Source organism: Labilibaculum sp. (assembly GCF_041595635.1).
Lineage (GTDB): Bacteria > Bacteroidota > Bacteroidia > Bacteroidales > Marinifilaceae > Labilibaculum.
This window is the reverse complement of the sequence record NZ_JBFHJW010000020.1, coordinates 1-20,449: the sequence shown is the minus strand read 5'-3', so window position 1 is coordinate 20,449 and position 20,449 is coordinate 1. Positions and strand designations below refer to the sequence as shown.

Genomic DNA, 20,449 nt, shown 5'->3' with positions numbered 1-20,449 from the left:
TTAATTTCGTCTGGCCAATTTTGAAAGAAGCCTTAACAGCTCCACGTACAACCATACTAATGTAACCATTAAGCCAAATGCACCATACCATTCCATGTATTTAGGTGCTCCTGATTGTGCTCCTTTTTCGATAAAGTCGAAATCTAAAACCAAATTAAGGGCCGCAATAACCACCACAAACAGACTAATTCCAATACTCAACAAGCTTGTATCATTAGCAAAGTTTAATCCAATACCAAACATGCCTAAAATCCAGCTCAACATGTAAAAAATAAAAATACCTCCTGTAGCAGCAACAACTCCAAATTTAAACTTTTCGGTCACTTTAATCAATCCGCTTTTGTACGCAAAAAGCATAGCAAACAATGTTGCAAAACTTAAGCCTACAGCCTGAATCACAATTCCGGGATAAGCAGTATTCATCATTGCCGATAATCCGCCCAAAAGTAAACCTTCGGCCAAAGCATAAAAAGGAGCTGTATAGGGAGACCAAACAGGTTTAAATGTGGTAACCAAAGCAAGAATTAAACCTACAATAGCACCACCTATTAACCAAGGCGTTACACTAGCGGGATCCATTGTATCCTGATACAATCCCCATGTGTAACTAGCCGCAGCAACCAAAAAAAACAGCAACAAGCCAATTTTATTTATGGTTCCGTTTACTGTCATGGACTCGCCATAAGATCCACTTCGCGAAGAAGAAAATATTTTTTCGCTTAAAACTGGATTTGAACTTTTAGTATATCCCATAATCTTTTACTTCTAATCTCTTAAAATTCTATTTTTAATTTTCTCGTAAAATAGATTTCAAATTTACTTTCTTTAATTTTCTTTTCCTAGACTGAAAAGCACATCTAGATTTAAAATACATTAAAAAAACTTACAATTGCAATTCGTACTGAAGATCTTCCCAAATGTCTTTCCAATCCTCATCTGTTTTTTGCAGTCTAGAAACCAAAACAAGTATTTTGTTCGCAACAAGTTCTCCCCTACGAACCATTTTTCCTAATGATCGTTTTACTTGTTTTTGTAGGTAAGCATCTTCAAATTTTACAGGAAGTAAATCCACAAAATCCATATAAAACTCTTCATTTTCTTTTTTCTGATTCATGGCCATTCTTCCTACAATCATAACTGCACAAGCTTGTTTTGCAGGCATTCCACTTTTCATCCAAAGGGGCAATAAAGTTTTTATCTTTGGCAAGTATTGAAAAAGATTCATGCTGGCCTGCTCTAATAACTCATTGGAATCCATTTCGGCAAACCATCGCTCCAATTGTTCATCATTAACTTTTTGTGGTTCCTCAACAATCGTTGCCACAATTTTTGATTCCCGAAATCCTTTGGTCCACAATTTATGTGCTAACAAATGATCTTTCGGAAAAGCATTTCCAATTTCACGTAAATTTACAATGGTTGCTCCCAATGAATGCTGATAATTCAATCCAAATTTTTTCATTTCATGGTGGGTCTCACCATTACGAAGAATTTGAATTTTCTTGAAAATTTCCTGAAACAAATTCTCGGTTTCTTGATTGTCAATAAAAAAATCCATTTTTCTCAAATTAGTTAACTAGCTGCAAAGGTAGAGTTTATAATCTTTAGACGATATTTTTTTTATTTTTTTTCAAAAAATACTTGCATGATACTTAAAGATTTCTCTATATTTGCACCGCGTTAGAGCAAAAATGGTGATTGTAGCTCAGTTGGTTAGAGCGCTGGATTGTGGTTCCAGAGGTCGCCGGTTCGAAACCGGTCCTTCACCCTATAAAAAGCAAACACTTTTAAAGTGTTTGCTTTTTTTTATTTTCATACTCAAGCCAAAATAGCATTAAAAACAATTCAACAACTGCAACATATCTCCCTCTTTATAAGCATATTAAATCCACACTATTCAGTTTTAAAAAATACCTATTAAATCATTTACACACAAAACAATCATTAACAAATCAATATTTGAGGTAGTTTATTACCAAAAAACAAATTGCATCCAATCAGCATTTCCCAAATCAAGCTATTTTTTCCTCAAATAATATCTGTAATTTCAGCACCTACTATTTCTAACTAAATTCAATGAGTAAAAAAAAACTTTTGGTTTACGGCAGCATTATTTTATCCATGCTATTCTGGAGTTTTTCCTTTGTTTGGGTAAAAATTGTGTATTTGATTTACAATCCAATTACCACTGTACTTCTACGCCTGATTATCTCAAGCATTCTCCTGTTTATCATTGGGAAAGGCATAAAAAAGCTACAGCCTATTAAGAAAAAAGACCGAATGCAATTGCTTCTTTTGGCCTTTTTTGAGCCATTTCTCTACTTCATGGGCGAAAGCTTCGGCCTTCAACTGGTTTCATCTACTTTGGGCGCAGTTATCGTCTCAACAATCCCCCTTTTTTCACCAATAGCGGCCTATATTTTTTACCGCGAGAAAATTGGAATTATGGGTCTTGTAGGAATCTTAATTTCTATTCTAGGCGTATCTGTTATTATTTTCAATAAGAATTTGAACCTTATAGCTTCGCCTACTGGCATTGCTTTAATGTTTTTAGCCGTTGCAGCGGCCGTTGGATACTCGGTAGTTTTAAAAAATATGGCTGCAAAATACAACCCTATCACCTTAATATCCTACCAAAATTTGTTGGGAATAGCCCTTTTCCTCCCCTGGTTTTTCTTATTTGATTTTCACGACTTTATCTACGCAAAACCAAATATTAAAGTATGGATTGCCTTACTCGAATTAGCTATATTTGCATCTTCCCTGGCCTTTATTTTATTTACCTACGGAATTAACCATATTGGAATTACCAAAACCAATATTTTCATCAATGCCATTCCTGTATTTACAGCTATATTTGCCTACTTTGTACTCGATGAGATTCTTACATTTCAGAAAATGGCAGGAATTTTCATTGTTATTTGTGGCCTGTTCTTATCGCAAGCCAAATTAAATTTTTTCAGAAAATAGCCTTAGATCATGAGCCATATAAAAATTGACCTAGAACAATTGACTCAAAAAGCAAAAAATACAGAAACTGCCAACAAGGAATTCTTCGCCAAACTCAAAAAAAAGAAACCTAAACAACTAGACTCCCTAGTTAAAACAATTCACAATGAGGTATTTGAAGACCTGGATTGTTTAGAATGTGCAAATTGCTGCAAAAGTATTAGCCCCATGATAACCGACAAGGATATTGAGCGATTGGCAAAGCAATTTCGCATGAAACCTTCCGAATTCACCGATCAATATTTACTTCTCGATCATGAACACGACTATGTATTTAAAGAAACCCCCTGCCCTTTTCTATTACCAGACAACTACTGTATGGTTTATGAAAATCGCCCCCGTGCTTGTCGTGAATATCCGCATACCGATCGCAAACGCTTCTATCAAATTCTTAATATAACACTTAAAAACACCTATTACTGCCCTGCTGTTTTCGAAGTAGTCGATCGCCTCAAAAAGAAAAAAGACCAACTTTAATCAGCACATTTTTCATCGGGATTCCTATCTTTAAAAATTGTAAGAAAAACAATTTTATGAAAAGACCAACCACTTTACTTAGTCTTCTTTTATTGATATCTCTCTTTGGAAAAGCTCAAAGTGGTGGAGAAAATATCTATGAATTCCTCAATTTAGGAAGTTCGGCCAGAGTTGCGGCACTCGGCGGCACTCAAATTGCATTAAGCGATCCCGATGCCGATTATTCTTTCTACAATCCTGCAGCTCTTCATGCTGATATGGATCAAAACGTTAGCCTAAACTACGTCAACTACATTACCGATATCAATTATGGATACGCATCCTACACAAAAAATTACAAAGACATAGGCACTTTTTCGATAGCCATGCATTACGTAAACTACGGAAAATTTACCGAGGCCAATGAATTTGGAGAAATCACAGGGAGCTTTAAAGCCTCCGATTATGCATTAATAATCAGTTATGCAAGAGAGTTGAGTAAACGTTTTAGAATAGGAATTTCGCTCAAACCCATCTACTCCTCCTTAGAAAAATACACATCCATTGGCTTGGCTACCGATTTGGCTTTTATTTACGACCACCCAAACCAAGGCTTTCGAGCGTCGATAGTAGCGCGTAATTTTGGTTATCAGATAAAAACCTATTACGATTCGCACCGGGAAGATCTGCCAAATGAAATTTTGGTTGGCCTAAGCACCAAACTACAGCATGCTCCTTTCCGCTTTGCTATTACCTACCGACACTTAGAAGAATTCAATCTGAATTATGACTCAGAATTAGACTCAGAGGATGAATCCTACGAACAATCAGAGGAAGATAGCTTTTCTAATAAAGCAGTTAAACACCTTATTTTAGGAAGCGAGTTTCTGCCATCGAAAAATTTCACTGTCCGATTCGGCTACAATTTCCAACGAAACGCTGAATTAAAGATCGATGAAAAAGTTTCCACCGTAGGATTCACTTGGGGTTTTGGCCTAAAAGTCTCTCATTTTCGAATTAATTACGCTTCAGCAAGGTATCATTTGGCGGGTGCAAGCAATCATTTCTCCATAAGCACACGCTTAAGTGATTTTAAATAATTCTTAACCAATACCTACATTTCAATCGATTACAGAAAGCAACAATTTTAAGCTCCTCGTTTTTTAAAGTAATTTCTCATCTTTTCATTAATTTTCTTTTTACTTTTGTACCCAATTGCACAAAAATTTCGAGCAATAATTGTATGAATACACCTGATAAGAAACTTATTATAGCAATCGACGGACACTCCTCATGTGGTAAAAGCACCGTAGCTAAAGATTTAGCAAAAAAGATTGGTTACACCTATATTGATAGCGGAGCAATGTACCGAGTGGTAACTTTGTTTGCAATGCGACACAATTTAATTTCGGATGATCGTGTTGATGAAAATAAATTAGCTCATTTAATCGAGAAAGTATCCATATCTTTTCAGTACAACAATGAAAAGCAACGTCACGAAACCTTTCTAAATAAAGAACTTGTTGAAGACGAAATCCGTAGGCTAGACGTTTCGAACAATGTTAGCCTAATTGCAAAAATAAAATTTGTTCGCGAAAAAATGGTCGCCTTTCAACGCGAACTAAGCAAAGAAGGTGGTGTAATTATGGATGGTAGAGATATTGGTACTGTAGTTTTCCCCAATGCCGACTTGAAAATTTTCATGACTGCCGATGTTGAAATTAGAGCCATTCGCCGTTATAAAGAACTAAAAGAAAAGGGAGAAACAATTTCTTTGGATGAAATAAGAGAAAATGTATCGAAACGAGATTTTATCGACGAAAATAGAAAGGAAAGTCCACTACGCAAAGCTGAAGATGCAATCACTCTAAACAACAGCCATCTAACGCCATCGGAGCAACTAGATTGGATTGTGGAACGAATGAATAAAATTGGAAAATAGACATTTCAAAAACAAAATAGATAATGAAGGTTGAAATTGATCCTAATGCAGGATTCTGTTTTGGCGTTGTTAATGCAATTCAAAAAGCAGAAGAAATACTAAACGAGGAAAACAAACTCTTCTGTATTGGTGATATCGTACACAACAATACAGAAGTTGACCGTCTCAAAAAATTAGGATTACAATCAATAAATCACAATGAATTTTCAGAATTGTCTGGACAAAAAGTTTTATTTAGAGCGCATGGCGAACCACCAAGTTCTTATGAAACAGCAAGAAATAATAAGATACAAATTGTAGATGCTTCCTGTCCTGTTGTTCTAAATCTTCAGAAAAAAATAAAAAAAGCATACCGTGAGATTCAAAAATCAAAGGGTCAAATTGTAATATATGGCAAAAAAGGCCACGCCGAAGTAAACGGATTAGTGGGACAAACAGAAGGAAAAGCAATTGTTATTGAAAACAAAGAAGACCTGCAATTAGTGAATCTTAACTTCCCTATTGTATTATTTTCACAAACAACAAAAACCATTTCTGGCTTTGCCAAAATAGCAAAATATTTAAAAGAAAATAGCAAAAATACGCTGACCATTAACGATACCATTTGCAGAAAAGTGGCCAATCGCGTTCCTCTCATAAAAGAATTTGCCCAAAAACATGATGTAATCATTTTTGTAAGCGGAAAAAAAAGCTCCAATGGCAAACTCCTTTATGATGTATGCAAACAAGTAAATCCGAAGAGTCATTTTATCACTAAGCCCGATGAATTGAATCTAGATTGGTTTGCACAAGCAAAATCTGTTGGCGTAAGTGGTGCAACATCAACGCCAGGTTGGCTAATGAAAGAAACCATTGAAAAAATTAAACTTGAAAATAAAAACAATTTAAGCATGTCTAAAATTAAGAAAATTGGGGTATTAACTTCAGGAGGAGATGCTCCAGGAATGAATGCAGCTATTAGAGCTGTTGTTCGTGCGGCTATCTACAACAAAATTGAAGTTGTAGGCGTTTTACAGGGATATCAGGGATTAATCAACGGAGATTTTAAAAAACTAAAATCTCATGATGTGAGCAACATTATTCAAAAAGGGGGAACCATTCTTCGTTCAGCTAGAAGTGAAGAGTTTAGAAGTGTAGAGGGAAGAAAAAAGGCTCACGAACAAATGATTGCTAACAAAATAGATGCTTTGGTAGTAATTGGTGGAGATGGAACATTTTCAGGAGCACGTATTTTTACTCAGGAATATGACATCCCTGTTGTAGGAATTCCAGGTACAATTGATAATGATTTGTATGGTACTGATTACACCATTGGATACGACACAGCAATTAACACCGTAATTGATGCGGTTGATAAAATTCGCGATACTGCAAGTGCACACAACCGTCTGTTTTTTATTGAAGTGATGGGGCGTGATGCTGGATTTATTGCCTTGAGAAGTGGTATTGCTACTGGAGCCGAAGCAATTCTTATTCCTGAAAAAGATACTCATACTCAAGAATTGCAAACCTATCTTGAAAAAGGATACAAAGAACACAAATCGAGTGGTATCGTAATTGTTGCAGAAGGAAAAGATTCTGGAGTATTTGCAATTGCGAAACAAATTGAAGAGAAACACCCCGAATACGACATTCGTGTTTCTGTTTTAGGTCACATGCAAAGAGGTGGTTCTCCATCGGCTTTCGATCGTGTTACAGCTTCTACTTTAGGTGTTGCTGCTGTTGATGCTTTACTTGATGATCAAAAAAGCATAATGGTAGGAATGGTTCATGGTGAAGTTTCTCATGTTTCATTCAACAAAGCCATTAAAAACAAAAAGAAAGTGAAAGAATCATTAGTGAGTTTAAACGATATTCTTTCCATTTAATATCATCTGTTTGCGGTGGTTTTTGTTCCTGATTATTTTCCCGCAATGGAATTCATACCCGAAAGTTGAGATTCTGATCAGAACTAATAACTTTGAGGAAAATGAATAAATAATGAACAAAACTACCAAATTTGCAGATCTTATACTGCCACTTCCATTGGCCCAGCTATTTACTTACTCCATTCCAGAGGAATTAAAAGCTGATGTGGCCATTGGAAAAAGGGTAGTTGTTCCTTTTGGGAGAACAAAATTCTACACAGGCATTGTAAAAAATATTCACAACAATCCTCCCGAAGATTATGCCACCAAAGAAATAATTTCTTGCCTAGATGAAAGTCCTCTGATTACTTCCTTACAACTTTGTTTTTGGGATTGGATTTCGCAATACTATCAATGTACTTTAGGTGATGTATTTAAAGCTGCTCTGCCTTCGGGATTAAAACTCGAGAGTCAAAGCAAGATTTCTGCCAACGAAAACTTTCAAACGAAAATTTCGCTAACAAAAACCGAGGAGCAAATTTTGAATGTACTCCAACACTCAAAAGATGTGAATATATCGACCCTGAACCAGGCTACCGGATTAAAAAACACACTTCCTCAAGTAAAATCATTGCTCGAAAAAGGAGCAATATCCATACAGGAACAAATCGTAAGCAGCTATAAAGAAAAAACAAAAGAATGGGTTCGTTTATCCTCTGATTTTAGTGAATCGGAGATGAGTTTGTTCATCAACCAACTAAAACGAGCTAAAAAACAACAGGAGATGCTTCTCTCCTACCTCAACCTATCCAAACACTATTTTGAAGAGAATGCCAATAAAGTTTCTGTCGATGAACTCTTACAATCGGTCGGTAGTGCCAAAGGAATCTTAAAATCTTTGGCAGAGAAAAATATTCTGGAAATCTATTCTGAAAAAATCGATCGAATCGATTTATCGCAAACCGAGACTAGTGGACTAAAAGAGTTAAATAAATACCAACAAGAAGCTATATCTGAAATAAAAACCAGTTTCGAGGAAAAAAATTGCGTTTTACTCCATGGCGTTACCTCAAGTGGAAAAACTGAGATATACATTCATTTGATACATGAACAATTGCAAGAAGGCAAGCAAGTCCTCTACCTGTTGCCCGAAATTGCGTTAACCACTCAAATAATCAATCGACTAAAATCTGTTTTTGGAAACAAAGTAGGAATCTATCATTCTAAATTTAACGATGCCGAACGAGTGGAAATCTACAACAACATTCATCAAAACAATTCTAAAAATGCTTATCAAATCATTTTAGGAGTTCGCTCATCGGTATTTCTTCCTTTTAACAATTTAGGATTAATAATTGTTGATGAAGAACACGAAAATACCTACAAACAATTCGATCCAGCTCCCCGATACCATGCCCGAGACGCTTCGCTTTACCTAGCCAACCTGCATGGGGCAAAAACATTATTGGGAACAGCCACACCAGCCATCGAAACCTACTACAATGCAAAAAGTGGTAAATATGGCTTAGTAGAATTATTTCATCGTCATCAAGACATTGAAATGCCTGAAATTATTATTGCTGATGTAAAAGAAGCTCGTCGAAAAAAACGGATGAAATCGATATTTTCTCCGGAATTAATTCAAATGATAGAGATTTGTCTAGAAAACAAAGAACAAATTATTCTTTTTCAGAATCGAAGAGGCTATTCCCCCTATTTGGAATGCAAGAGTTGTGGATGGGTCCCTCATTGTCCAAATTGTTCGGTTAGCCTAACCTACCATCGATATAATAATCAATTAGTTTGTCATTACTGTGCACATAGTATTCATCCGCCAACTGTTTGCGAGCAGTGTGGCTCTACCGAAATAGAAGACAGAGGCTTTGGGACTGAGAAAATTGAAGAAGAATTAATGTCTTTTTTCCCAGATGCGAAAATTGGAAGAATGGATTTGGACACTACTCGCAAAAAAATGGCGTACGAAAAATTAATTTACAAATTTGAAAACCGAGAACTCGACATTTTGGTAGGAACTCAAATGGTTTCGAAAGGACTCGATTTCGATAATGTAAGTTTAGTTGGTGTACTAAATGCCGATTCCATGCTAAACTATCCCGATTACAGAGCTTACGAACGTAGTTTTCAGATGATGGCGCAAGTATCGGGACGAGCTGGCCGTAATAAGAAAAGAGGCAAAGTACTCATTCAAACTTATACCCCTGATCATCCTATTATTAAAAATGTAATTGAGAACGATTACTACTCGATGTATTCGGAACAATTGGCCGAAAGAAAAGAATATATTTATCCACCTTACTTTCGCTTAATCAACATCTGTTTGAAACACAAAAATCAAACAGTGGTGAATCAGGCAGCATCTGTTCTGGCTAAATCATTGCGAAAAGTATTTGGCATTCGTATTTTTGGCCCTCAATCTCCTGTAATCAGCCGCATTCAAAATTTTCACATTGTAAACATACTACTGAAAATTGAAAAGAAGAGTTCACCTTCAAAGGCCAAATGGATATTAAATCAACATGCCAATCACTTAAAGAGCATGGATCAATTTAAATCCATACTAATTAATTTTGATGTTGACCCAATGTAATATCGCTTGTATTGTAAGCCTAAGAGACAAGCAATTATCTCGACCCGAAACGTTAAAAATGCATAAGGAATGTTGTTATTCTGCTCGAACACACGAATTTGTTTATCTTTGCTAGCATAATTCAAAAATTAAGAAATAGTGAATAGTATTGAATTAGAAGAAATTTTCGAATCCTTCTCCAAATACAATGTATTAATTATAGGCGATGTTATGGTAGACGCCTACATTTGGGGAAAAGTAAATAGAATATCGCCTGAAGCACCCGTGCCTATCGTTTCCTGTGTTAAGAGGGAAAGTCGACTAGGAGGAGCCGCAAACGTGGCTTTAAACATCAAATCATTAGGTGCGAATCCTATTCTTTGCTCGGTAATTGGCGATGACGACAAAGGCAAAGAGTTTCTCAGCCTATTACAAGATATAGAACAGGAGCAATCAGGAATTCTAGTTAGTGACAATCGAATAACAACAGTAAAAACACGATTCATCAGCAACAATCAACATTTGATTCGAGTTGATGAAGAAGATACCCATGAATTAGCGAATAAAATAGAACTCGATTTTACTCAACACATAAAGAATCTGCTCGATGAACACGAGATTCACGCCATTATATTTGAAGATTACGACAAAGGAGTGATCACAAAAAATTTAATTGACGAAATAACTTCTTGTGCCAACAAAAAAGAGATTCCTATTTTAGTTGATCCTAAGAAACGACATTATAACGATTATAAAAACGTAAGCCTTTTCAAACCTAATTTTAAAGAATTTGTAGAAGGTTCTAACCTACTACTTGAAAAAGGAGATATACAAGGATTATTTGCTGAAGCTAAGAAGTTTCAAAACGAAATGGGCATCAAAAAATTATTCATAACCTTATCGGAATTAGGTGTTTTTATCAGCAATGAAAAAACTTATGAACACATTCCTGCCGAAGTTCGACAGATAGCCGATGTTTCGGGTGCTGGAGATACGGTAATAAGTGTTGCAGCCTTATGTTTAGCCGCTGGCATGAATGCCAGACAGTTGGCCAGCATATCAAACCTAGCAGGAGGAATTGTATGTGAAATACCAGTGGTGGTTCCCATAGACAAAGCTCAGCTATTAGCGGAAAGTATAAAAATGATAGATAAATTGTAAGAGTAAAAACTACAATGATCCCGATTATGAAAAATGCTTATTCTTTTCGTTTTCAAGCAATAAGCATGTTGATAATTCGATCCTTATTGTTACTATTTTAGATGCTTTCAAAATTTTAAATTTGCTTTAAAATAGTATCTTTGAAACCAGATCTTTTTAAGAATATAAAACCTTATAATTAAAATTGTTTATGGCTAAAATAATTGCTCTGGCAAACCAAAAAGGAGGGGTTGGAAAAACCACAACAGCAATAAATCTGGCTTCGAGCCTCGCTGTTTTAGAGTATAAGGTTTTAATCGTTGATGCTGATCCTCAAGCAAATTCTACCTCAGGCATCGGCTTCGATGTTCGTACCATCGAAAAAAGTATTTATGAATGTATTGTTGATGGCATAAACCCCAAAGAAGCAATTCTACATAGTGAGATTGAAGGCTTTGATATTCTACCTTCGCACATCGACTTGGTAGGTGCAGAAATCGAGATGCTGAACCTTGCAAATCGAGAACATATACTGCTGAAAGTACTCGAAAAATTAAGTCCTGATTATGATTTTATCTTAATAGATTGTTCTCCTTCATTGGGATTGATTACCGTAAATGCATTAACAGCAGCAAATTCAATCATTATTCCTGTTCAATGTGAATATTTTGCATTGGAAGGTTTGGGAAAACTATTGAATACGATTAAAATTATTCAAAATCGTTTAAATACAGCACTAGAAATTGAAGGATTCCTTTTAACCATGTATGATAGTCGTTTACGATTATCAAATCAAGTTGTAAGTGAAGTTAAAAAACACTTTCAGGATATGGTTTTTGAGACAATCATTCAACGAAACACTAAGCTAGGTGAGGCTCCAAGTTACGGAAAACCTGCAATTCTTTACGATGCAGATTCGGCAGGAGCAATTAATTACTTAAATTTGGCACGTGAATTATTGAAAAATAATAAGCTGACAAAATCAAGCAAGAGCACAAAACACATAAGCGAATAATATTTAAACTGTAAGATGGTGAAAAAAAGCGCATTAGGAAGAGGATTAGGAGCACTCATTAATGATATAGATGATGTTCAGGCAAAACCTGAAAGAGATTTAAGCAACGAAATCGACATCAGCAAAATTGAAACAAATCCCTATCAGCCAAGAAGCAAATTTGATACGGATGCTTTAAATGAATTAGCCCAATCTATTAAAGAATTAGGAATTGTTCAACCCATTACGGTTCGAAAAATTCATAATAATTCCTATCAGCTTATTGCCGGTGAAAGACGTTTAAGAGCAGCTAAAATTGCTGGCATAACTAAAATTCCTGCTTACGTTCGCATGGCTGAGGACGACAAAATGCTTGAACTCGCTTTGGTTGAGAACATCCAACGTGAAGATCTTGATTCAATAGAAGTTGCAATCAGCTACCAACGCTTAATTGATGAATGCAAACTAACACAGGAATGTTTATCTGATCGTGTTGGAAAAAAACGCTCTACTATATCTAATTATTTACGACTTCTAAGACTACCTGCTGAAATCCAAAAAGGAATTCGCGAGAAAAAACTACTTATGGGCCATGCACGAGCATTGGTCAATATTGATGATCCAAAAACTCAACTTGATATTTTTCAAGTAACTGTTGAAAATGATTTTTCAGTTCGAAAAGTTGAAGAGTTAGTTCGTAATTTCAACAAAAACTCTGAAGAAAAAACAACTCCTGTGAAAGCATTTTCGCTTCCTAAAGAGTATGAGTCTCTAAAAGATCATTTAGCAACACATTTTAGTGCTAAGGTTGACTTAAAACGCACAAAAAATGGCAAGGGAAAAATTATTATCCCCTTTAAATCGGATGATGATTTAGAACGAATTCTAGCTGTAATGGATCAGATGAAATCATAAGATAGTTGAACATTTAAAATTTTAAGACATTGAATTATTCACGCCTGATTATTTTCCTTGGGCTGATCTCTTTTATCCTATTGGGAGTGACTAAAAATGCCAACTCACAAAGTCTAGAAGCAGATACAGTATCTGTTGTATCCGATGTTATTGTGCGTTCTCCACACAAGGCTACTATGTATTCGGTTATGTTTCCTGGTTTAGGACAAGCATACAACAAAAAATACTGGAAAATCCCAATTTTATATGCAGGAATTGGAGTAACCATTTATGCCATTAGCTGGAATACTAAAAATTTCAAACTGTACAAAAATGCGTATGCTGATTTTTCAGCCTTTTACGATTATAAATATCAGGATGACGATGAGGATATAGAGGAACCTACCGAAAAGAGTTACGAGGATCTTTTGGATACTGATTTTTCTGAAACAAGTTCGAGTTATGATAGCTGGTTTAAAACCACCCTACTAAACAAAAAGGATTCCTACAAACAAGATCGAGACCTTAGCTATATCATTTTGGCTGGTATTTACGTACTAAACATTGTTGATGCTGCAATTGATGCTCATTTTACCAATTTTAACGTGAATAATGATTTAACAATTAAAGTAGAACCAGCAATTAATTATTCTGCCTTTTCAGGCAATTCTCTAGGCCTAAGATGCCAAATTACCTTTTAAGACCATATCGATGAATAAAAAAAAATATATTTTACCCCTTCTCTTTTTAGGAACAAGTTTAGCTTGTAGCACCATTCAACCTACTAGCTCCGATGTCAGCTCAACTGCCGATTTGCCCAAAGAAACAATTACCCTTTCGACGATTGACTCTAGTTTGCAAGAGATAAGCACCGAAAGCCTAATTTCAAAAGATTCCCTGGCTTTTTTAAAAGTAAATCCTGTTGATATAAGATGGGATCTTGAAGATACCATCAACACCACTTTTTCGACGAATTTAGATAGTTTGGTATATACCTGGTACGTTAAGAATACAACTAAGACCAGAACCTATCACTCCGACTCAACACTGCTCCAAACAGAATACATTCCAGATTCGGTTTATATAAAACGATTGGAAGGCATCCCTTCTCTTATTGATTTATCCTACAATAAAATTGTCCGGAATTATATTGAACTATATTCCAAAAGAAGACGAAATCAAGTAGAAATGATGATGGGGTTATCGGAATACTACTTCCCCATTATTGAAGAAATTTTAGACAGAGAAGGCTTGCCTCACGAATTAAAATATTTACCCATCATAGAATCTGCATTAAATCCTATGGCTTTATCGAGAGCTGGAGCAAGCGGCTTGTGGCAATTTATGTATGCAACTGGACGAATGTATAATCTAGACATTAATACTTTCGTAGATGAACGCAGAGATCCTGTTAAGGCAAGTTATGCTGCTGTAAAATACCTTAAAGACATGTATAAAGTTTACGGCAATTGGCATTTGGTAATTGCTGCCTATAACTGTGGACCTGGAAATGTAAACAAAGCAATCAGACGCAGCGGAGGAAAGAAAAACTACTGGGATATTTACTACTATTTACCCAAAGAAACCAGAGGATATGTACCAGCTTTTATTGCAGCTGCATACACTTTTAATTATCACGAAGAGCATCAACTATTTCCCAAACCAACCAATTTACCGGCAGCATGCGATACCTTACTTATTAGTGAGCAAGTGCATTTCGACCAAATCTCTAAAGTTATTAATATTCCGAAGGAACAACTTCGAGAGCTAAATCCTCAGTACAGATCTGATATTATTCCTGCCAACAAGTCTTATGCCCTAAAAATACCAATTGAATATGTCGCGCAATTTATTGACAAAGAAGATTCTATATTTGCCTACAAAAAAGATTACTACTTTAGCATTAAAGATAAAGTTGTAAACCCAAGAGATCGTTACCAAAAATTTGCTCACGTAACACCAAAAGGCAAAGCTAAAATTTACTACAAAGTGAAATCGGGTGACGCAATTGGTCTTATTGCTTCGTGGTTTCATGTGAGAACCTCTGATCTTAGGTATTGGAATAACATCCGAAGAAACTTAATTAAACTTGGCCAAAAACTAGTGATTTATGTTCCTAAAGATAAAGAATCGTACTATGAGAACTTTAATTCGATGAGCTACAGTCAAAAACAAGCTAGTTTAGGAAAAACAAGCACTCCTGTTATTGCTAGTACTAATTCTAATACTGTTAGCAATAACTATGTATATTATACAGTTAAAAGAGGAGATAACTTTTGGACAATAGCCAAAAAATTTCCTGGAATATCGAATGCCGACATTATGAGAATTAACAATATAAAAGACGATGGCAGCCTGAAAGTAGGGCAAAAGTTGAAAATCAAACCAATAAGCTAGAAATTATTTCAAGCTATCGATAAAAAAAACGCAGTTTACACTGCGTTTTTTTTATGGATATAATGTAATTATACAATCTAGAATATTAATACAAGCTTATTCATTTTATTTTTATTGTTTATAAATTACGAAAGATAACACCGCTACAAGTAAGGTATTTATTGATACCGAATTTTTAGAAACTAATGATCTCTTGAATATCATAAATTTTTTTTGATCAGTAAAAAATATATTTTTAAATTACACCCATAAATAGGAACAGGTTTCCCCCTGTTTTATTTATCCCAATTTATTGATATGCTAATTAGCTTCTGGTATATTCTTTCCCGGAATTACCAGAAGCCGGGATAAATCCTTATTACTCACCCCTATTCTACTTAATAAAACCAGGTTTCATTCGTTTGGCACGTTGATTTTGTATGTGTCTGAATCGGAATAAGCCATAAACTATAATCAAAATAAGAGGCAACAAAAAGTTAAGGTATTTCAAAAAGAAAACTCTTCCGTCGCTTATTTGCTTCAATGGCCTCGATGAAACTCCCTTGGTTCGTAAGGACATGAGACCTGTATCGTCGCTTAACCAATCAATAGCATTAGCTAAAAAGTTCACATTATCCTTCTGAATAGGAATTTTGCTGGCACCACGACCATTCACAATAAAATTTCCATCGCCAACAACACAAAGCCGAGCTTCTTTATCGCCACCCATATAACCAGTAATCGCTGCCGCAACTGTTAAATCAGGATAGAGAAAATCACGTGCTCGCCAAACTCTTCCAATATCAAAACTTATGGGAGCCTTTAGCTTGCCTGATATATCAGAGGTAAAGGCCAATGACTGATAAGTCATACTACTATCGCCAACAAAACTTAATGGACTTGCAAATTGCAGAACTAAAGTTTCTAATCCATCGGTAATGCTATGATTTGAGAACTTTGAAACAACTGGTAAGAAAGGAAAATTAACTTGTTGTGGAAAAGAAAAATACCCTTGCTGATGAACAGTTACTGTTCCACATTTTTTATCCACAATAAAAGAATCATCAACATAAATACCTTTTTCCAGAAGCCATTTTTCCAATCCAGTATTTACAGAAATTCCGATCCCATCATTTAACAAACCATTTACCCGATCGATGGCCACAAATAAATTACCCCCTTTAGCCAAATATTGATCCAAACGTCCTAATTGAGTGGAAGAAATGGTTGCCATTGGGCCAATAAGCATCAAAGATTTGTATACCGACAGATCAGGTTCAGAAAGCAAGTGAATGGGTTTTACGTCGTACAAAACCGATAATTCAGCCATTACCTGATCTAAACTTTCGAGGCCAGGTTCTCCATGGCCAACAATATAGCCAACTCTCGGTTTGTTTTTTATCGTAAGTCGTTTAATTAGAGTCGATAAAGTATATTCCATCACAATGCCAGGCTTTATTAATGGAATGATTTCAGACCGATCACCAACCTGTATGGACATTCCTAAAAAGACTCGCTGCACCTTTATTTGATCTTTCTCCCGTACTTCGAGAGGTACCGGATTAATTCCTGCCTCAATAGCTTCCTGCTCTAACTCTTCATTTGCATTGGGATTGATAAATTCGAAATCAATTTTCTTTCGGCTATAGTTATTGTATTCGGTGAGTAGGTTTTTTAAATCCTGAACGGTTCTATTAACATCAGGAGGCAAATTTTCAGACACGTATAATGTCATGATAATAGGTGTTTCCACCTCGCTTAATATTCTTTTGGTTGCACGATCGAGTGTATAGCGTTTATCCTCAGTAAAATCGGCACGAAAAAAGAATACGGATGCAATAAAATTCAGGATGATTAAGATACCTGCAACAACTAAACTACTGTATATTATATTTTTCCTTTTAGTCATGAATCAGGATTTATAAATTACGATTTGACAATATCATTTTTGAAGTAAAAAGACAAAAGAAGGAAATGGATAAGAAATAAATTAAATCTTTGGTATCCACCACCCCTCGTGATATGGACTCAAAATGTGTAGAAAGACTCATGTAACTGAAAAAACTACCCAAAAACCCAACAAAATTAGAAGCCAATACATCAAAAATAATATGAAAAAATATCCCCACAGATAAGGCAACCAAGGAGGCAATAATTGGATTTTCGGCAATACAAGAGGCTAGCAATCCAATACTAATATATACCATACTCATCAGTAAAAGGCCTACATACCCCAGTAGTATTGCGGAATGATCGACAGGGCCAATTGACCATAACGTAAAGTAGTATATGATTGTAGGAGCCAGAGCAATTACAATTAAAAGAAAAGTAGATAGAAACTTTCCCAAAATTAATTGCCAATCACTAACAGGTTTTGTAAGCAGTAGCTCCAGAGTCCCAGCTTTTAATTCTCCGGCAATAGAACGCATGGTTAAAGCTGGAATAAAAATAAATAAACTCCAGTAAGCTACCGTAAAAAAAGTATTCAGGTTCGCTTGTCCTACGAAAAAAACATCGGCTCCGTAAATCCAGGTAAAAAACCCACTAAAACCCAAAAAAATAACGATAAGAACATAAGCCGTTAATGAATTGAAAAAAGTACTTAATTCTCGGCCTGCAATGTGTATAATTTGCTTCATATAAAACTAGTGAAGAGTTAGTTGTCTAAATATATCCTCGAGTTTTGTTTCCGTTGGTGTTAGTTCACTGATGTAGAAATTATTCCGCACGCAGGTATCAAAAATGGCTTTCACCGAAGATGTTTCGGGTAATGATTGAATCTCAAAAATCTGCTTATCTACATCTATAAAATCGATAGACTCTATGCTTTCAATTTCATGCAAACGCTCAAAAATTTCATCAATATTTCCTCCTTGCACTCTTAATTTTAAAATTTCACTTCCTTGTGCTTGCTTTCGCAAATCGGCAGCAGTACCGTCCACAACAATTCTTCCATTGTTAATAATTAAAATCCGATCGCAAGTTGCTTCCACTTCTGCTAAAATATGCGAACTTAAAATTACTGTTTTTTCCTTTCCTATGCGCTTTATTAATTCACGAATTTCCACAATCTGATTGGGATCTAAACCTGTTGTAGGTTCATCAAGAATTAAAATTTCAGGATCATGAATTAATGCCTGAGCCAATCCAACTCTTTGCTGATACCCTTTTGAAAGTTCTCCAATCAACTTGTGTTTTTCGCCTTCCAAACCACAAGTACGAATCATATCCAAAATTCGTTCTGGAATAAGATACTTAGGAATCCCATGAATTTTAGCTATAAATTCCAAAAAATCAATAATATTCATTCCCTGATACAGGGGATTATTCTCGGCCAAATAGCCAATGTTTCGTTTGATAATTTCAGGATGCTCATGAATCGAATATCCTCCAATCAGTATATCGCCTTCTTCGGGTTTTATAAAACACGAAATGGCTTTCATTGTAGTTGTTTTTCCAGCACCATTAGGCCCTAAAAAACCCAATACTTCCCCAGCTTTTACCCGGAATGACACATTATCCACAGCCTTTTGAGGGCCATATCTTTTGGTTAGATGTTCTACTACAATATCCATATCAAAAAAAATCTGTTTTGAGTTCTAACAAATTTAAAAAAAAGCCTTCCTATCTTGCTTATCCGCGAATGATTTAACGAATATTAACAAATGAAATTCTGAAGCATCTTAATCACAATCCTAAAATAGGTATTTTAGCAAGCTAATTTTACAAAACGATAATGATTAAAGCAGTTATATTTGATATGGATGGTCTTTTGATCAACTCAGAACCATTCTGGCAGGAAAGTGAAACAAAAGTGTTCTCATCGCTTGGTCTTGATGTAAACAAAAAGATGTTTGAACAATTTATGGGAAAAAGAATTGATGAAGTAGTTGAAATCATGTACAATACAACACCTTGGAATCATTGTTCGAAAGAAAAGGTAGCAGATGATATTGTTGATAACGTAATTCAACTAGTGCATGAAAAGGGCTCCTGTTTAGACGGAGTAATTTCCTCTCTTGAAATTCTAAAAACTGCATCATTCAAAATTGGACTTGCCTCATCCTCTAAAATGAAAATTATTACAGCAGTGCTAGATAAACTTCAACTTCACGATTATTTTGAGGTAATTCATTCTGCAGAATTCGAACAATACGGAAAACCTCATCCGCAGGTATTCATTACAGCAGCTAATTTACTAGGAGTTCCTCCTGCAGAATGTTTGGTATTTGAAGATTCGTTAAACGGAGTTATTTCGGCTCTTGCAGCAAACATGAAATGCATTGCAGTTCCCGAAAAAGAGGCATCAAACCTAAACAAATTCGTAATTGCAAATGACGTTCTTGATAGTTTAAACGATTTTAAAATCGATCAGCTTACGAATTTATAATTGGATCCAAAACAGCTGTAAAATCACTTATTTCTAGGTCTCCCGAAGTCAACTTATACTTCGATTGCTCATAAAAAGGCAACCTTTCGTTTAAATGATTGCTAATGTATTGCAATAACTCTTCGGGCGACAAATTTTTCACCAAAGGACGTTCCGTATTCGAGCTCGTAATTCGTTCCCGAAGTAATTCAGGACTGCATTCTATAAATAAGCTTGCTCCTTCTTCATTCATATACGACATATTGTTATGAAAACAAGGAGCTCCACCGCCAGTAGCAACAATCACATTTTCAACTTTCGGGATGGCTTTCAATGCTTCCTTTTCTCGCTGGCGAAAGCCACTTTCACCGAATTTTTCAAAAATTTCTGGAACACTTAATTGCTCTCTTTCTTCAATGAGTTCATCCAAATCGATAAAATGAAAACCGTAATGATTGGCAATAATTTTTCCCCAACGTGATTTTCCACAGCCCATATAACCAATCAAAAATACCTTCATAACAACAAATTAAAAGTAAAAGAGAAATTAATCCAGATTGTTTTCCTCAGAATCGCTCATATTCTGGTCAGTACTTTCACTATTCTCAAGTTCTTTCTCGATGACTATCGGTTCAATTTCCTTGATTGTAGCAATTTCGTAGGTCGATAATCGTTTTCCTCGAGCTTTGTACGATTTTACCGCAATAAATTCTTCACCATCAACAATATCATTAGGTCTATCCTCATTTTTGCCTCCATAGGAAATTTCGAAACGAGCATGCTGTTCATCTGTTAAACAAACGAGCCTATTATTTGGATTTTCACCCAAGAAACT

The 20,449-nt window shown here is 35.4% G+C and carries 18 protein-coding genes, 1 tRNA gene and 1 pseudogene; 13 read left to right on the top strand and 7 right to left on the bottom strand.

Annotated features, from left to right (window positions below):
* A complete protein-coding gene (locus tag ABYT26_RS07885; RefSeq protein ID WP_372752614.1) occupies nucleotides 1-753 on the bottom strand; it encodes a Bax inhibitor-1/YccA family protein in 753 nt (250 codons plus the stop codon).
* A gap of 130 nt (nucleotides 754-883) precedes the next feature.
* Nucleotides 884-1,558 (bottom strand): DNA alkylation repair protein, encoded by a 675-nt coding sequence (locus tag ABYT26_RS07880; RefSeq protein WP_372752612.1) that lies wholly within the window; start codon nucleotides 1,556-1,558, stop codon nucleotides 884-886.
* A 135-nt stretch (nucleotides 1,559-1,693) separates the two neighbouring features.
* Here ABYT26_RS07880 and ABYT26_RS07875 point away from each other — a divergent pair.
* The 12 genes from ABYT26_RS07875 to ABYT26_RS07820 all read left to right on the top strand — a co-directional run bounded on the left by ABYT26_RS07875 (nucleotide 1,694) and on the right by ABYT26_RS07820 (nucleotide 15,266).
* Nucleotides 1,694-1,769 (top strand) — tRNA-His (locus ABYT26_RS07875).
* A gap of 307 nt (nucleotides 1,770-2,076) precedes the next feature.
* Nucleotides 2,077-2,970: a DMT family transporter gene (locus ABYT26_RS07870; RefSeq protein WP_372752610.1), complete on the top strand. Its 894-nt coding sequence runs from the start codon at nucleotides 2,077-2,079 to the stop codon at nucleotides 2,968-2,970.
* Between the two features lie 9 nt (nucleotides 2,971-2,979).
* Nucleotides 2,980-3,486, top strand: a complete 507-nt coding sequence (locus ABYT26_RS07865; protein ID WP_372752608.1) for a YkgJ family cysteine cluster protein — start codon at nucleotides 2,980-2,982, stop codon at nucleotides 3,484-3,486.
* 56 nt (nucleotides 3,487-3,542) lie between these two features.
* Nucleotides 3,543-4,565, top strand: coding sequence for a type IX secretion system protein PorQ (gene porQ / locus ABYT26_RS07860; protein WP_372752606.1), 1,023 nt, complete (start codon nucleotides 3,543-3,545; stop codon nucleotides 4,563-4,565).
* Nucleotides 4,566-4,708: 143 nt separating this feature from the next.
* The gene (gene cmk / locus ABYT26_RS07855) at nucleotides 4,709-5,407 is read left to right on the top strand and encodes a (d)CMP kinase (protein WP_372752604.1); all 699 of its coding nucleotides are present in this window, start codon (nucleotides 4,709-4,711) and stop codon (nucleotides 5,405-5,407) included.
* A gap of 23 nt (nucleotides 5,408-5,430) precedes the next feature.
* Nucleotides 5,431-7,275 carry a 6-phosphofructokinase gene (gene pfkA / locus ABYT26_RS07850; protein WP_372752602.1) on the top strand — a complete coding sequence of 615 codons (1,845 nt, stop codon included), beginning with the start codon at nucleotides 5,431-5,433 and terminating at the stop codon, nucleotides 7,273-7,275.
* 112 nt (nucleotides 7,276-7,387) lie between these two features.
* The gene (gene priA / locus ABYT26_RS07845) at nucleotides 7,388-9,862 is read left to right on the top strand and encodes a primosomal protein N' (RefSeq protein WP_372752600.1); all 2,475 of its coding nucleotides are present in this window, start codon (nucleotides 7,388-7,390) and stop codon (nucleotides 9,860-9,862) included.
* Between the two features lie 138 nt (nucleotides 9,863-10,000).
* Entirely contained in the window at nucleotides 10,001-11,002 is a 1,002-nt protein-coding gene (locus ABYT26_RS07840; RefSeq protein ID WP_372752598.1) for a bifunctional heptose 7-phosphate kinase/heptose 1-phosphate adenyltransferase, read from the top strand.
* A gap of 190 nt (nucleotides 11,003-11,192) precedes the next feature.
* On the top strand, nucleotides 11,193-11,996 hold the full coding sequence (locus ABYT26_RS07835; protein WP_372752596.1) for a ParA family protein: 804 nt from the start codon (nucleotides 11,193-11,195) through the stop codon (nucleotides 11,994-11,996).
* A gap of 15 nt (nucleotides 11,997-12,011) precedes the next feature.
* Nucleotides 12,012-12,890 carry a ParB/RepB/Spo0J family partition protein gene (locus ABYT26_RS07830; RefSeq protein ID WP_372752594.1) on the top strand — a complete coding sequence of 293 codons (879 nt, stop codon included), beginning with the start codon at nucleotides 12,012-12,014 and terminating at the stop codon, nucleotides 12,888-12,890.
* Nucleotides 12,891-12,919: 29 nt separating this feature from the next.
* Nucleotides 12,920-13,570, top strand: coding sequence for a DUF5683 domain-containing protein (locus ABYT26_RS07825; RefSeq protein ID WP_372752592.1), 651 nt, complete (start codon nucleotides 12,920-12,922; stop codon nucleotides 13,568-13,570).
* 10 nt (nucleotides 13,571-13,580) lie between these two features.
* Nucleotides 13,581-15,266 (top strand): transglycosylase SLT domain-containing protein, encoded by a 1,686-nt coding sequence (locus tag ABYT26_RS07820; protein WP_372752590.1) that lies wholly within the window; start codon nucleotides 13,581-13,583, stop codon nucleotides 15,264-15,266.
* Nucleotides 15,267-15,639: 373 nt separating this feature from the next.
* Here the strand turns inward: ABYT26_RS07820 and ABYT26_RS07815 are convergent, their stop codons facing one another.
* The 3 genes from ABYT26_RS07815 to ABYT26_RS07805 are packed head-to-tail and all read right to left on the bottom strand — an operon-like array spanning nucleotide 15,640 to nucleotide 18,820.
* Entirely contained in the window at nucleotides 15,640-17,154 is a 1,515-nt protein-coding gene (locus tag ABYT26_RS07815) for a GldG family protein (protein ID WP_372752588.1), read from the bottom strand.
* A 10-nt stretch (nucleotides 17,155-17,164) separates the two neighbouring features.
* Nucleotides 17,165-17,884 (bottom strand): ABC transporter permease subunit, encoded by a 720-nt coding sequence (locus tag ABYT26_RS07810; RefSeq protein WP_372752586.1) that lies wholly within the window; start codon nucleotides 17,882-17,884, stop codon nucleotides 17,165-17,167.
* Nucleotides 17,885-17,890: 6 nt separating this feature from the next.
* Entirely contained in the window at nucleotides 17,891-18,820 is a 930-nt protein-coding gene (locus ABYT26_RS07805; RefSeq protein WP_372752584.1) for an ATP-binding cassette domain-containing protein, read from the bottom strand.
* A 161-nt stretch (nucleotides 18,821-18,981) separates the two neighbouring features.
* Between ABYT26_RS07805 and hxpB the strand changes: the two genes are divergently transcribed.
* Nucleotides 18,982-19,635 carry a hexitol phosphatase HxpB gene (hxpB, locus tag ABYT26_RS07800; RefSeq protein ID WP_372752582.1) on the top strand — a complete coding sequence of 218 codons (654 nt, stop codon included), beginning with the start codon at nucleotides 18,982-18,984 and terminating at the stop codon, nucleotides 19,633-19,635.
* Here hxpB and ABYT26_RS07795 read toward each other — a convergent pair.
* Nucleotides 19,622-20,134 (bottom strand): shikimate kinase, encoded by a 513-nt coding sequence (locus tag ABYT26_RS07795; RefSeq protein WP_372752580.1) that lies wholly within the window; start codon nucleotides 20,132-20,134, stop codon nucleotides 19,622-19,624. The two genes, hxpB and ABYT26_RS07795, sit on opposite strands and share 14 nt — an antisense overlap.
* A gap of 27 nt (nucleotides 20,135-20,161) precedes the next feature.
* Nucleotides 20,162-20,449 (bottom strand): annotated as a pseudogene (locus tag ABYT26_RS07790) (DNA gyrase/topoisomerase IV subunit A); the annotation flags it as partial.

Excerpts from the sequence above, each read along its gene's own strand:
- ABYT26_RS07885 (WP_372752614.1), bottom strand. The coding sequence starts at position 753 with ATGGGATATACTAAAAGTTCAAATCCAGTTTTAAGCGAAAAAATATTT.
- ABYT26_RS07880 (WP_372752612.1), bottom strand. The coding sequence starts at position 1,558 with ATGGATTTTTTTATTGACAATCAAGAAACCGAGAATTTGTTTCAGGAA.
- ABYT26_RS07870 (WP_372752610.1), top strand. The coding sequence starts at position 2,077 with ATGAGTAAAAAAAAACTTTTGGTTTACGGCAGCATTATTTTATCCATG.
- ABYT26_RS07865 (WP_372752608.1), top strand. The coding sequence starts at position 2,980 with ATGAGCCATATAAAAATTGACCTAGAACAATTGACTCAAAAAGCAAAA.
- porQ (WP_372752606.1), top strand. The coding sequence starts at position 3,543 with ATGAAAAGACCAACCACTTTACTTAGTCTTCTTTTATTGATATCTCTC.
- cmk (WP_372752604.1), top strand. The coding sequence starts at position 4,709 with ATGAATACACCTGATAAGAAACTTATTATAGCAATCGACGGACACTCC.
- pfkA (WP_372752602.1), top strand. The coding sequence starts at position 5,431 with ATGAAGGTTGAAATTGATCCTAATGCAGGATTCTGTTTTGGCGTTGTT.
- priA (WP_372752600.1), top strand. The coding sequence starts at position 7,388 with ATGAACAAAACTACCAAATTTGCAGATCTTATACTGCCACTTCCATTG.
- ABYT26_RS07835 (WP_372752596.1), top strand. The coding sequence starts at position 11,193 with ATGGCTAAAATAATTGCTCTGGCAAACCAAAAAGGAGGGGTTGGAAAA.
- ABYT26_RS07830 (WP_372752594.1), top strand. The coding sequence starts at position 12,012 with ATGGTGAAAAAAAGCGCATTAGGAAGAGGATTAGGAGCACTCATTAAT.
- ABYT26_RS07820 (WP_372752590.1), top strand. The coding sequence starts at position 13,581 with ATGAATAAAAAAAAATATATTTTACCCCTTCTCTTTTTAGGAACAAGT.
- ABYT26_RS07815 (WP_372752588.1), bottom strand. The coding sequence starts at position 17,154 with ATGACTAAAAGGAAAAATATAATATACAGTAGTTTAGTTGTTGCAGGT.
- ABYT26_RS07810 (WP_372752586.1), bottom strand. The coding sequence starts at position 17,884 with ATGAAGCAAATTATACACATTGCAGGCCGAGAATTAAGTACTTTTTTC.
- ABYT26_RS07805 (WP_372752584.1), bottom strand. The coding sequence starts at position 18,820 with ATGGATATTGTAGTAGAACATCTAACCAAAAGATATGGCCCTCAAAAG.
- hxpB (WP_372752582.1), top strand. The coding sequence starts at position 18,982 with ATGATTAAAGCAGTTATATTTGATATGGATGGTCTTTTGATCAACTCA.
- ABYT26_RS07795 (WP_372752580.1), bottom strand. The coding sequence starts at position 20,134 with ATGAAGGTATTTTTGATTGGTTATATGGGCTGTGGAAAATCACGTTGG.